This is a genomic window from Streptomyces sp. BL1 (genome assembly GCF_057628045.1).
Window position 1 is genome coordinate 3222272 of the sequence record NZ_JBXYWZ010000002.1, and the last position, 12316, is coordinate 3234587.

12 protein-coding genes are annotated in these 12316 nt (G+C 69.0%); 4 read left to right on the top strand and 8 right to left on the bottom strand.

Annotated elements, in window-relative coordinates:
* Positions 1-121 precede the first annotated feature (121 nt).
* Complete coding sequence (locus tag AC3AGO_RS14130) at positions 122-1006, bottom strand: biotin--[acetyl-CoA-carboxylase] ligase (protein WP_487820542.1); 885 nt, start codon at positions 1004-1006, stop codon at positions 122-124.
* Between the two features lie 187 nt (positions 1007-1193).
* Between AC3AGO_RS14130 and AC3AGO_RS14135 the strand changes: the two genes are divergently transcribed.
* Entirely contained in the window at positions 1194-2789 is a 1596-nt protein-coding gene (locus AC3AGO_RS14135) for an acyl-CoA carboxylase subunit beta (protein WP_487820543.1), read from the top strand.
* 296 nt (positions 2790-3085) lie between these two features.
* The gene (locus tag AC3AGO_RS14140) at positions 3086-3334 is read left to right on the top strand and encodes an acyl-CoA carboxylase epsilon subunit (RefSeq protein ID WP_487820544.1); all 249 of its coding nucleotides are present in this window, start codon (positions 3086-3088) and stop codon (positions 3332-3334) included.
* A 326-nt stretch (positions 3335-3660) separates the two neighbouring features.
* Here AC3AGO_RS14140 and AC3AGO_RS14145 read toward each other — a convergent pair whose 3' ends face one another.
* The 3 genes from AC3AGO_RS14145 to AC3AGO_RS14155 are packed head-to-tail and all read right to left on the bottom strand — an operon-like array spanning position 3661 to position 5013.
* Complete coding sequence (locus tag AC3AGO_RS14145; RefSeq protein WP_487820545.1) at positions 3661-3966, bottom strand: hypothetical protein; 306 nt, start codon at positions 3964-3966, stop codon at positions 3661-3663.
* 26 nt (positions 3967-3992) lie between these two features.
* On the bottom strand, positions 3993-4205 hold the full coding sequence (locus AC3AGO_RS14150; RefSeq protein WP_487820546.1) for a DUF397 domain-containing protein: 213 nt from the start codon (positions 4203-4205) through the stop codon (positions 3993-3995).
* Positions 4189-5013 (bottom strand): helix-turn-helix domain-containing protein, encoded by an 825-nt coding sequence (locus AC3AGO_RS14155; protein WP_487820547.1) that lies wholly within the window; start codon positions 5011-5013, stop codon positions 4189-4191. The genes AC3AGO_RS14150 and AC3AGO_RS14155 overlap by 17 nt, the downstream gene beginning before the upstream one ends.
* A gap of 81 nt (positions 5014-5094) precedes the next feature.
* Here AC3AGO_RS14155 and AC3AGO_RS14160 point away from each other — a divergent pair, with 81 nt between their 5' ends.
* Entirely contained in the window at positions 5095-5505 is a 411-nt protein-coding gene (locus AC3AGO_RS14160; RefSeq protein ID WP_487820548.1) for an ATP-binding protein, read from the top strand.
* A 29-nt stretch (positions 5506-5534) separates the two neighbouring features.
* Here AC3AGO_RS14160 and AC3AGO_RS14165 read toward each other — a convergent pair whose 3' ends face one another.
* The 4 genes from AC3AGO_RS14165 to AC3AGO_RS14180 all read right to left on the bottom strand — a co-directional run bounded on the left by AC3AGO_RS14165 (position 5535) and on the right by AC3AGO_RS14180 (position 11805).
* Positions 5535-5885: a hypothetical protein gene (locus tag AC3AGO_RS14165; protein ID WP_487820549.1), complete on the bottom strand. Its 351-nt coding sequence runs from the start codon at positions 5883-5885 to the stop codon at positions 5535-5537.
* Between the two features lie 226 nt (positions 5886-6111).
* Positions 6112-6456 carry a hypothetical protein gene (locus tag AC3AGO_RS14170; RefSeq protein ID WP_487820550.1) on the bottom strand — a complete coding sequence of 115 codons (345 nt, stop codon included), beginning with the start codon at positions 6454-6456 and terminating at the stop codon, positions 6112-6114.
* Between the two features lies 1 nt (position 6457).
* A complete protein-coding gene (locus AC3AGO_RS14175; RefSeq protein WP_487820551.1) occupies positions 6458-11128 on the bottom strand; it encodes a putative T7SS-secreted protein in 4671 nt (1556 codons plus the stop codon).
* Positions 11128-11805, bottom strand: coding sequence for a hypothetical protein (locus tag AC3AGO_RS14180; RefSeq protein WP_487820552.1), 678 nt, complete (start codon positions 11803-11805; stop codon positions 11128-11130). The genes AC3AGO_RS14175 and AC3AGO_RS14180 overlap by 1 nt, the downstream gene beginning before the upstream one ends.
* 204 nt (positions 11806-12009) lie before the next feature.
* Here AC3AGO_RS14180 and mmpB point away from each other — a divergent pair, with 204 nt between their 5' ends.
* Positions 12010-12141, top strand: coding sequence for a morphogenic membrane protein MmpB (gene mmpB / locus AC3AGO_RS14185; protein ID WP_487820553.1), 132 nt, complete (start codon positions 12010-12012; stop codon positions 12139-12141).
* Positions 12142-12316: the final 175 nt, after the last annotated feature.

Consider the following 12316-nt stretch of genomic DNA (forward strand, 5'->3'; position numbering starts at 1 on the left):
CGCCAGGTCCGGTCGTCCCCTGCGCACTGCCCTTCCGTTCTCTTGCGAGCCGTCCCGCGAGCCCACCGCTTACCGCGCGGCGCGCTCGCCGGGAGCCACAATACGGCAGCTGTGCGCTAGCTCACTCTTCCCCCGCGCCCGTGGTGCCCGTACCGGCCGGACGCAGGTGCACGATGTCCCCCGCCGCGATGGGCTGCTGTACGCCCTGTCCAGTCGCGAGGACCAGCCGCCCGTCGCTGTCGACGGCCACGGCCTCGCCGACGAGCTCGCCGCCGCCCGGCAGTTCGGCCCGTACGCTGCGGCCGAGCGTGGAGCAGCCCGCCGCGTACGCCTCCAGCAGCCGGCTCTCGCCGGGATCGCCGTCGTGCGCCGTCCAGCGGCCGTACCAGTCCTCGAAGGAACGCAGCACGGCGCGCAGCAGCGGGTCGCGGTCGACGCCCTGCGCCCCGGCGAGCAGCAGTGAACCGGCCGTGGGGACGGGCAGTTCGTCCTCGCGCAGCGACACGTTGAGGCCCATGCCGATGACGATGCCGTCCTTGCCGACGCGTTCCGCGAGGATGCCGCCGGCCTTCCGCTCCTCCCCCTTGACGTCGACGAGGAGGTCGTTCGGCCACTTCAGCCTCATGTCGACGCCGGCCGCGCGGGCCAGCGCGGTGGCGGTGGCGACGCCGGTGAGCAGCGGCAGCCACCCCCAGCGGTCCTGCGGCACGGCGGGCCGCAGCAGCATCGAGACGAAGAGGCCGGAGCGGGGCGGCGCCGACCAGCTGCGGTCGAGCCGGCCGCGCGCCGCGGTCTGCTCCTCCGCGACGAGGACGGCGCCCTCCGGGACCGTGTCCGCGTCGCCCGAACGGGCGCGCTCGGCCAGGTCGGTGTTGGTGGAGCCGGTGCGCTCCGTGACCTCCAGCGAGGTCCACAGCCCGTCGCCGTCCGTACGGACGAGAGCGCGGCGCAGCGCGGCGGCGTTCAGCGGCGGCCGCTCCAGGTCGGACCAGCGATTCGACGTCATGCGCCCAACCCTACGGAGGTGGCGGCCCTCTTCGCTGTCTCCCCTTACGGGGTTACGCACGGATTCATCATGCGGCGTTGGTCACCTTGGCCTCCCCTCATCGGGGATGACGCCGATAACCTACGAACCGGTAGCCCCCAAGCCACCGCCGACCAGCCACCCGCTGACGAGTAGGAGCCGCACGCCGATGTCCGACGAGCAGCGCCGCCCAGACATCCACACGACCGCCGGCAAGATCGCGGACTTCGAGCACCGGGCCGCGGAGGCGACACATGCGGGCTCGGAACGTGCCGTCGAGAAGCAGCACGCCAAGGGCAAGCTCACCGCCCGCGAGCGGGTGGAAATGCTCCTCGACGAGGGCTCGTTCACCGAGCTGGACGAGTTCGCCCGGCACCGTTCGGTGAACTTCGGGCTGGAGAAGAACCGTCCGTACGGGGACGGGGTGGTCACGGGCTACGGCACCGTCGACGGCCGCCCCGTCTGCGTCTATTCGCAGGACTTCACGATCTTCGGCGGATCCCTCGGCGAAGTGTACGGCGAGAAGATCGTCAAGGTCATGGACTTCGCGCTGAAGACCGGCTGTCCGGTCATCGGCATCAACGACGGCGGCGGCGCCCGCATCCAGGAGGGTGTGGTCGCGCTCGGCCTGTTCGCGGAGATCTTCCGCCGCAACGTGCACGCGTCGGGTGTCGTCCCGCAGATCTCGCTGATCATGGGCCCGTGCGCGGGCGGCGCGGTCTACTCCCCCGCGATCACCGACTTCACCGTGATGGTCGACAAGACCTCGCACATGTTCATCACCGGGCCCGACGTCATCAAGACGGTCACCGGTGAGGACGTCGGCTTCGAGGAGCTCGGCGGCGCGCGTACGCACAACACGACCTCCGGCGTCGCGCACCAGATGGCGGGCGACGAGAAGGACGCCGTCGAGTACGTGAAGGCCCTGCTGTCCTACCTGCCGTCCAACAACCTCTCCGACCCGCCCGTCTTCCCCGAGGACGCGGACCTGGAGACCTCGGACGAGGACCGCGAACTGGACGTCCTCATCCCGGACTCCGCGAACCAGCCGTACGACATGCACTCCGCCATCGAGGGCGTGCTCGACGACGGCGAATTCCTGGAGACCCAGCCGCTGTTCGCGCCCAACATCATCACCGGCTTCGGCCGGGTCGAGGGCCACTCGGTCGGCGTCGTCGCCAACCAGCCGATGCAGTTCGCCGGCTGCCTCAACATCGACGCGAGCGAGAAGGCCGCGCGCTTCGTGCGCACCTGCGACGCGTACAACATCCCCGTCCTCACCTTCGTCGACGTGCCCGGCTTCCTGCCCGGCACCGACCAGGAGTACGAGGGCATCATCCGGCGCGGCGCCAAGCTGATCTACGCCTACGCGGAGGCGACGGTCCCGCTCATCACCGTCATCACGCGGAAGGCCTTCGGCGGCGCGTACGACGTCATGGGCTCCAAGCACCTCGGCGCCGACCTCAACTTCGCCTGGCCCACCGCCCAGATCGCCGTCATGGGCGCGCAGGGCGCGGTCAATATCCTGCACCGCCGCACCCTGACCGCGGAGGAGGACGAGGGCAAGCGCGAGGAGCTGCGGGCCGAGTTGACGCAGGAGTACGAGGACACGCTGCTGAATCCGTACGCGGCGGCCGAGCGGGGGTACGTGGACGCCGTGATCATGCCGTCCGAGACCCGCCGGCACATCACGCGGGGCCTGCGCACGCTGCGCTCCAAGCGCGAGCAGCTGCCGCCGCGCAAGCACGGCAACATCCCGCTGTAGCCGGCGGCGTAGCCGGCCGTGGTCCGCTGTGGTCGGCTACGTCCCGCTGTGGTCCGTTCCGGTCCGTCGCGTGGGGTCGGCTTCCAGCCGGGTCGTGCGTCGTAACGCTCGTTCAACGAACGGTACGACGCACGACCCCGATGGACCGGCCGGCTCCGGCCGGTTACACACCGCTGCGGCGGGCACCATCCCGCCACAGCCGACAACTACCCGCTGTACTCGGCGACTTCCGCCGTTGGCCGCTGTGAGGCGCGAGACCACCGAGGTTTCGGGCCGCTGTAAGGAGGGCGTTCGCGATGTCGATGCTCGACCCTGTGGGGGAGAACCCTCCCCCGTTCCCGCCGGTGAAGGTCGTACGGGGCAATCCGACCCCGGAGGAGCTCGCCGCCGCCCTGGCGGTGGTCCGCGCGCGGGCCGCCGCGGCGATGTCCGCGGGGCCCGCGGAGACACCCCGCACGGAGTGGTCCGACCCGGCCCGCACGGTCCCCCGCCGAGTCCCCGAGCCGGGGCCGCGGGCATGGCGGACGGCGTACTGGCCGGTGTGAGCGACGCGTTGGGCTCGGCGCCTTGATGGGGCCGAGCCCGCGTGTGGGGTGACGCTTTGCGCTGGGCGGTGCGGGTCGGGTTTGCGGTGTGCGGGGGTGGGGGTGGTGGCTCCGGGGGACCCCGGGACGCATGATTTACGGGCCGCGCCCCCCGACACGTCCGGGCCGGGCCCACATTGGCTGTGCACGGCCCGAAAATCACGCTGTAGTGTCCCGGGGCGCCCCCTGCGCCCCCACCCCCACCCGCGGTCACGCAAACGGTGAGGGTGGGAGGGGGTGGGGCCGCTCTGCGCTGTGGGCTCACGCCTCGCTGTCGAGCGTGCCGCTCACTCCTCGAGCAGATCCTGTACGTATGCGCCCAGGTCCGACGCCATGCGTGATCGGTCCAATTCCCGCAGCGGAGAAAGCAATTCGTCGGGGAGATGACCCGTACTCCCGAGCTCCAACAAAGCGTGCAGCTCAGCCTCCAGCGCAGCGTGGTCGTTCTCGACGAGCGCCGCGGCGCAGACCGCGCGGGCGATCACGGCGACCTCGTCCTCCGAGTACGACGTGGGCAGGTCTGTCACCTCGTCCGACGTGCGCTGCCGCACACTCGCATCACCAGAGGCGAGCCCAAGCCGCAGCGCCTCCAAGAACTCCGCTCCCACACCTACTCGCGTCAGCCTGCGAAGGCGTCCCCGGCGGCGGCCCGCACGAACGCCGCGAACGAGGCAGCGGAGACAGCCAGTACGGGCCCGCCGGCCACCTTCGAATCCCGCACGGCGACGCCGGCCGAGGGCAGCTCAGCGACCTCGACGCATTCGCCCCCTTGGCTGCCGCTGTAGCTCGACTTGCGCCAGCAGACCTGCGACAGGTCAGCCTCGTTGCTCATCAAGCTCCTCCAGGACTCGGCCGATCAACTCCACCGAGTCGTCCGGGGACAACGCGGCGGCTCGCACCAAATCGTATTGCACCGAACACGCCTGCACCCCGGACGTTTCGGTCACGGGCTGGCCGCCCACGTACCCCTCCGAATAGGCGATCTCGGGGGAATCCCCGAACGACATCAGGGTGAGGGAGCCGTTGAGTCCCGCGTGGGCGCCCGCGCTGTACGGGAGGATCTGGATCACGACGTGGGGCGAATCCCGATGGTCCAACAGACGCCGGAGTTGGATCCGCATCGTGCCCGGGCCGCCCACCGGGCGTCGCAGCACCGCCTCGTCGAGCACCATCCAGAGCCGCACCGGCTCGTCCCGCGTGAGGACTTCCTGCCTTTCCATGCGGGCTCGGGCCAGCCCGTCCAGGTCGGTCGGCCTCGCGGTCCGGAGTACGGCCCGCGCGTAGTCCTCGGTCTGCAACAGGCCGTGCACCACCTGAGATTGGTACGTACGGATCGCGCTCGCGCTCGCCTCCAGATCGGCGTAACCCTGAAACCAGCGCGGCAATCCCCTACGACTCACCAAGGGCCAAAGACGGATCAGCGCACCATCCGCGCCGAGAGCGCCATCGCAGCGTTCGGTGAAGTCGCGGCTGGGGGTGCGCTGGGCGGTTTCGACGAGGCCGACGAGCGCGCCGGTGTAATTGACGACCTCGCCGAGCCGTTCCTGGCTGAGGCCGGAGCGCGTACGGAAGCGGCGGAGCTCGCAGCCGAAGAAGGCCAACACCGATGCGGAGGGGTCGAGTTCACGGGGAGCGACCATGGGGCGGCCTCTCTTTCAACAGCGGCGACGTTGGGTCATCATCCATAGCCGAGCGTATTCGGTGCTGGTCACGCTGACACCATGGACGCGGAAATCCACGTACTCGAAGACGAGCCCTCGCACTACTACCGCCTGCACCTGACGCCGGGCCCGCACAGCGCGCGCCACGTGCGCCGCATCATCCGCGCGTACCTGCACGCCTGGGACCTGCACTCCCTCATCGACACGGCCGAACTGGGAGCGACCGAGCTCCTCTCGAACGTCGTCAAGCACGCGCCGGGGTCCCTCTGTACGGTCGTGCTGCGCCGCACCGCGCCGGGCGTGCGGCTCGAAGTGCATGACAGCAACCCGGAGTTGCCGCGTACACGCTGTGCGGGCGATCTCGACGAGTCGGGTCGCGGCCTGGCCCTCCTGTCCGCCCTCACCGCCATGTGGGACGCGGAACGTACGGGGCCCCGTACGAAGGTCGTCTGGTTCGAGCTCAAGCCGTGAAGCGGGGGCGCTGCGCGGTGCGCGTGACGTCAAGCTCTCGCGCACGCTCCGTCGAAGAAGTCCTTCACGACCCCGAAAGGGACCTCCCACTCAGAGATCCTGTTCCCGTCCTCGTCGACGGAGGCCCGAGGGAGCACGGAAAGCCAGGGCTGCTCGGAGTCGAAAGGCGCGTCGAGCTCGTCCAGGAAAACGATGTGGTGCTGTACACGGACCACATCGCCGGTCCGGTACAGCGGCCAGCACGTGAGGAAGTTGCTGTGCTGTGGATCCGTCATCCCCGTCATCAGACACGCCAACGAGTCCTCGGCACGCTCCAGTTGCCGGAACGCGTCGCACCAACTCCGGCGGTAATCCCCCACGGCCCAATACCCGACCGGCACCCGGAAACTCTCCGAGAACTCCCCACGATAATCCGCCCGTCTGCCTCCCTCTGCCCCGTCCGAGCAGTCCCCTCCTCCACGACCCCGATCGAGAACAATGCATCGCTCCTACGCAGCCCCAGCACCCAAACCATGACAGAGCCCCCGCGTTCAGTCGGCTGCCCCTCGCGCTCCCATCCACTCCAGCAACCATGACCGTGTTCACATGGGAGTGGGAAAGAATCCACTACTCAAACTCGATAAAATCCTCAACCGCCGCACGCAGCCAATCGGCGAAATCTTGGTACTCACCCCTCTGCTCTCGCCCCGGTGGGGCAAAGTCATGAATGACACAGATGTTCCCTGCGTCCAAATCCCAGCACGCCACATCATCGCAATCTTCGCGACGAGCGAACGGAACGATTCGCCGATCGGGGAATCTTTCACTCAATCCCGATGCCCTGACCCTTAGATGCCGCCCTTCCAGAAGCCACCACGGCTCAAGGCTTACCAACCCAGACTCGACAGCCCTAACAAAGAGCCCCGGGTAGGCGAACCCCTCGGGAAGTTCCTCTTTCGCCAGCAGGTCCACTCTAATCTCCCTTCCAGCCAGTAATATCAGACCCCCCTGGGTGCGCAGTCCTGTATCCTGAGTTTTGCTTTCCCACTCGCGCCTCCACCACCTCTCCCCAAGTCTCTGGCGTCGCCTTCCTCGTGACGAATCGCTCGCTTTCCATTATCTCCCGTGGAAGCACTTCTGTGTATTCATGCACATTTGCCTGAATTGGCGTATTTGTGTACTTGGCTGCCAAAACACGCGTGTTGTCGATAGATGTGATTCCTCCATCGGGCATACGCACAACATCGACAGGGTCACCCTTCCAGCCGTGCATCCTCATGCTGTCAATGATCTCCTGCGCTTCCGTCACCGACGACTGGCTGAAACGAACAGACCCGGGGGCAAGGTGTTCCGGGCACCCATCAGGCGCCAACCCCAGGGGGTCCGCCCATGTGTGGGGGTTGTCGACGTACGCCATCGGGTTCGGCGCGGGGGCGAGGCCGAGGGGGTCGGGGGTGGTGTAGCGGGCTGTTTCGGGGTCGTAGTGGCGGTGGTGGTTGTAGTGGAGGGCTGTTTCGGGGTCGTGGTATTGGCCGGGGAAGCGGAGGGGGGTGTAGGCCGTGGCGTCCGCGGACCACGTTGTCGTGCCCCAGAGGGTGGTGCGGGTGCGCCAGGCGATGTCGCCTTGTTCGTCGAGGAGTTCGGTGGGGGTGCCGATGAGGTCGGTGATGATGGCGAAGAATCGGGAGTCGATCTCTCGCTGGGTCGACTCCTCCACTCGGCGTTCCGTCTGGGCGATCGGCTGCAGGCCGTTGTGGTCCCAGGTGAGGACCACAGGGTCCGGCAATCCCGGCCCGGTCGTGGTCTGTTCGATGAGGGTGGGGCCGTCCCAGGTGAAGTCCACCTGTTCCGCGACCGTTTCGCCGTCGGCGGCGAGGCGTTGTTTGGATAGGCGGCGGCCGAAGGGGTCGTAGCGGTAGCGCCAGACCGTGCCGTCCGGAGTGGTGCAGGCAATCAGGCGGTCTTCGGCGTCCCAGGTGTAGCGCCAGGTGTCCGGTTTTTTCGACAGGCGGGACTTTTGGCGCAGGACCATGCGGCCGGCGGTGTCGTGTTCGTAGCGGACCGCGCCTGCCGACTTGATGCGCGTGCCGGAGTACGTACGCTCACCGCGCGCCTCCGGTGACGCGTGGCGGTCCGGCCAGGCCGCCTGGGTCTGGTTGCCGGCCGCGTCGTAGGCGTACGTTTCCGTCCAGTTGTGGGCGTGGACCGCGGTGACCCGGCCCGCCGCATCCACATCGAAGCGGCGCTCGCCGTTCAACTGGTCGTCGATACCGACCAGGTTGCCGTCCGGGCGGTAGTGGTACGAACGGTGCTGGACCGTCCCCGCGTGCGGACCGGTGACTGTCTGGGCGCTCAACCGCCCCGCCGGGTCCCACAGATGCGAAAGCTCCAGGCCCGAGTCGCCCACCCGGCGCTCCGTCTCCCGGCCCGCCGCATCATGGCTGAAGGCGAACGTACGCCCCGAGGCCGTCACCGCCGTACGGTTGCCCGCCGCGTCATAGGCGAACGTGGAGACCGCCCCGGACGGGGTGACCCGGCGCACCGAACGCCCCAGCGCGTCGTAAGTGTGCGAGAGCGCCCGGCCGTTGACCAGTTCCGTCTTGATGCGGCCCAGCTTGTCCCGCTGATAGACCAGCTCTACGTCCGGGCCCTGAGCGGACGAGAGCCGGCCCGCCGCGTCGTAGGCGAACGACGTCGATGCCCCCGCCGCGTCCTTGCGCACGATGCGGCCCAGCAGGTCCCGTTCGAAGCGGACCGTCTCACCCAGCGCCGTCGTCCGCGCGACCAACTGGTCTGCCGCATCCAGCTCATAGGCCACGGTGCGGTCGTCGAAGTCCGTCTCGGCTACCAGCCGGCCCGCCGGGTCATACGTGTACTCCCACGTCAGCCCCTGCGGATTGGTCACCTGCGAGAGCCGCAGCTCCGCGTCATGGGCGAACTCATAGCGCACCCCGTCCGGACCCGTCTGGGCGATCAGCAGGTCGAAGTGACCGTACTCGTACCGCGTCACCCCGCCACAAGCGTCCACATGCGCAACGCAGTTGCCCTCGCCGTCGTACTCCCACGACTCCTCCCCGCCATCCGGAGCCGTACGACGCGAGAGCCGCCCATCCACCGTCCACGCAAGCCGCGTCACCGCACCCGCCGGATCGACCACCGCCGTCGGACGCCCGAACGCATCCCGCGCATACGACGTGACACCCCCGCCCGGATCGATGATCTCCACCGGCAACCCGGCCCCGTCACACCGCACCCGCGTTACAGACCCCAACGGATCGACGACGGAAACGAGTCGACCAGAAGCGTCATACCCGTACGACGTCGTCTGCCCCGCAGGATCCGTGACCGCCACACGGTTACCCCGCGCGTCGTACTCGGAGCGCCAGCGCGCCCCGTCCGCCTCGACGACCTCGACCGGAAGCCCCAACTCGTCCAAGGTGAGGGCTACTTGACTGCCGTCAGCACGGGTGAGGGACGTGAGACGGCCCGCGTCGTCGCGGCCGAAGCGCACCGTACGGCCCAACGCGTCGGTCTGTGCGACCTGTTGGCCGTGGCGGTCGTAGTCCGTGCGTACGGTGTGACCCAGTGGGTCGGTCTGGGCCACCACCTTGCACTGGTCGTTGACGAGGAAGCGGGTCACTTCGCCGCCGGGGCGGGTGAGGGTGGTGACGCGGTGGCCGGTGGTCTCGTCGAAGCCGTCGTAGTCGATGCGGAAGGCGACGTAGCCCTCGGGGCTGCCCTCGGAGATGCAGCGGTGCTGGTCGTCGTACGCGTACTCGTAGCGGCGCGCGTTGGAGTCCGTCCAGGCCGTGACCTGGCGCTCCTCGTCGTACTCGAACTCCAGGACACCGCCTGAGGAGTTGAGCACTCCCGTCAGATTCCCGGACGCGTCGTAGCCGTACCGGTACAGCACCTGGTCGCCGCCGTCCGGCGCCGCACCCGCCAGGGCGAGGGACGCGATACGGCCCGCCTGGGTGGTGATTTTCAGGTGGTAGCCGGCGGAGTGCACGAGGCTCAGTGGGGTGCCGTCCGGCGCGTACTCGAAGGTGATCCTGTTGCCGTTGCGGTCGGATATCTCATCGAGCAGCGCTACTCCGTCGATGTCGCCGACGGGTGCGGTGAAGTGCCGGACGTGGCCGTTGTCCGGGTCGGTGAGGACGTAGTCGCCCTCGGAGGTACGGTCCAGCTGCCAGCGGCGCGGGCCGTGCGAGGGCAGTGTGGGCGCTCCGGCCGCGGGGTGCGGGAAGGACAGCATCAGGCCGTCCTCCGAGACGAACACGACGCCCTCCGCGTCGATTTCGAGCCGCTGGTCGACGGTGCTCGCCCAGGACGGGCCGAACCAGCGGCCCGCCTCGTAACCCGACTCCACCTGCCGCCGGAACACCAGCGGCAACGCGCCCGGCAGCGCCACATCCGTCTGCGGCAGATACATCCTGCCGGTGGCCAGGTCGACCGGGTCGGTGTCGCCGGAGCACTTGCCCTGGTTCGGCGTGCAGCTCTTCTCCGGGCCGTCCTCGTGCACCTTCTTGCGACCCGGCAGCTTCTCCCCGATTCTCCTCGCCATGCTCGCGCCCTTGCGGGCCATACCGGCACCCTTGGAGCCGAGCAGCTCGGGGGCAGCCCGCCCGCCGAACTCCCAGGGGTCCTTCTTGAATTCGCCCCACATCCGCTTGCCGGTGCCGACGGGGTCGTTGGCCGTACGGACCAGCCCGGCCACGGTGCTGTTGAGGTTGGTGAGATACGCGCCGGGGTGCGTGAGGTTGTACGGGTCGAGGGGGTACAGGCCGCGGGCGAAGCTCACCAGACCCGCCGTTCCCCTGACGACGCCGCCCCCGAGATGGGAGGCGCTGAGCTTCAGGCCGTCCATGCCGGCGTCGACCTGATCGCCGTACGAGGGCTTCTCCGGGGCTGCTTCCCGGGCCGCGGACACCGCGCTGCGGGCGGTCTTCACCGCCTCGTTCCGCTGGCGGCGCGCCTCCTTCAGGATGTGCTGCGCTTCCGCCATGCCGGCCGCGCCGGGGTCGGCGTCCGAGGGTTTGTCACCCAGGTTCTTCTTGTCCAGCCCCTGGTCGGCGGCCCATTCGTAGCGCTGCAGCTTGTCGGCGTGCGCGTCGGAGGCGCTCTTCGCCTTCCTGTACTTCTCCAGCGCCTCCTGGGCCTGCCCCTGCGCCCAGGTGACGGTGTCGGCGAAGTCCTCCAGCGCCTTCGCGGCCTTCTCGCACGCGTCGGCGGCCTTGTGCCATTTGCCCGGCTGTACGGAGACCTTCTCGCGGAACGCGTCGGCCGCCTTGCCCCGCAGGTGCTGCGAGTCCAGGCCCTTCAGCCCGCTCGCCACCTTCTCGAACGCCTTCTGGAAGTCCTGGAGATGTTTCGCGTTGGCGCGCAGCGTGGCGGCGCTGCCGTGGATCAGCTTCTTCGGGTCGTCGGTCTCGTCCAGCTCGGACTCGCCCGGGCTCGCGCCCATGGCACTCGCGGCGGCGTCGCCTTTGTCCCGCAGCCAACTGGTCATCCCCTTGGGGGCGTTGGCCTTGTCGAAACGATCCGCGAGGAAGTCCGTGGACGAGTCGACGGCCTCGCCGACGTTCCGCGTGACGTCCTCGGCGGTGTCCTCCCACGAGTCCGGTACGAAGTCCCCGAGCCCCATCAGTCCTTGCCCCCCTGCTTGCCGTTCCGGTCCTGCTGCCCGCCGCCCTCGCCCTGCTGCTCGGCGCGTTCCTCCGGGGAGGGGCCGAACACCTCGTCCAGCTTCTCCTCCTGGCGCTCCCGCGAGACGTCGAAGCCGTCGGCCATGGCGTGGTTGTGCGCCCCGAGCATGCCCTCGTCCATGAGGCTGCGGCCTGTGTCCTTCCACTCCTGGCCCATGTCGCCGAAGGCCTTGCCGACGTCGCCTGGCGACTCGTGGCTGTAGCCGGAGTCGATGATCTCGCCGTAGCTCTTCTTGCCGGCCTCGCCCTCACTGGCGTACGGGTTGCCGCCGAGGGAGTTGAGGCCGACGCGGAAGTTCTGGCCCCAGTACTCGTCCTCCGCGTGCACCCGGCCCGCGGCCAGCCCGAGCTTGTCCGCCAGCGCGTTCGCGTCCGTGACGAGGGCTCGTACGCCCCACTCCCAGCGTTCGCAGAAGCCCTCGAAGTCGCCGGCCAGCCCGCCGTCGCCCGCCTCCAGCGCGGACATCGACATCGCGCCGAAGCCGGATCCCTGCAGGGAACTCGACTCCGCGTCGAATCCGCCCAGTTCCTTCAGCTCGCCGATCACCGACTTCAGGCCCTTGGTGATGTCGTCGACCGACTGCTTGCTGATGTTCAGATCAGCGTCGCCGCCCATGGCGCGTCCCCCTCCTCGACTGCTGACTCACGCCCCTCCAGCACCGTAGCGAAGGGGGGCGACAGCGATTGGGGCGCGTCCTGGGGGGCTCTTGGTTCCAACGCGTCACGGGTGGCCACTGGTTGCACAGGGGGCAACGCGGGGTGCGGAAGGTGAGTACTCGTACTCAGGCGCGGGGTAGCCGTGCGGGCGGAGGATCGAGGGATGCTCTGGTCCGACCCCCGCGATGAGCCGGTGGAGGAGCTGCGGGCCGCAGAGGCGATGCTGCGGCGGCTGGCGTGGCTGCTGCCCGTCGCCATCGTGATCGTGCTGCTGCTCCTCATCGACCCACGCTGACCTGCTGTGCGCCGCTGCGTCTGCTTTGTGCTGCCTTGTCTTTCGACAGCACCGACGCGCCAACGGGTCGGGCCCTCCGCGGCCTGGGGCCCCTGCGGTTGCCCTGTGCGGGGCGGGCCCTGTGCGGGGTAACGCCTCACGGCTGCGCGTGTGTTGGGTGCGGGGTGCGTTCCCT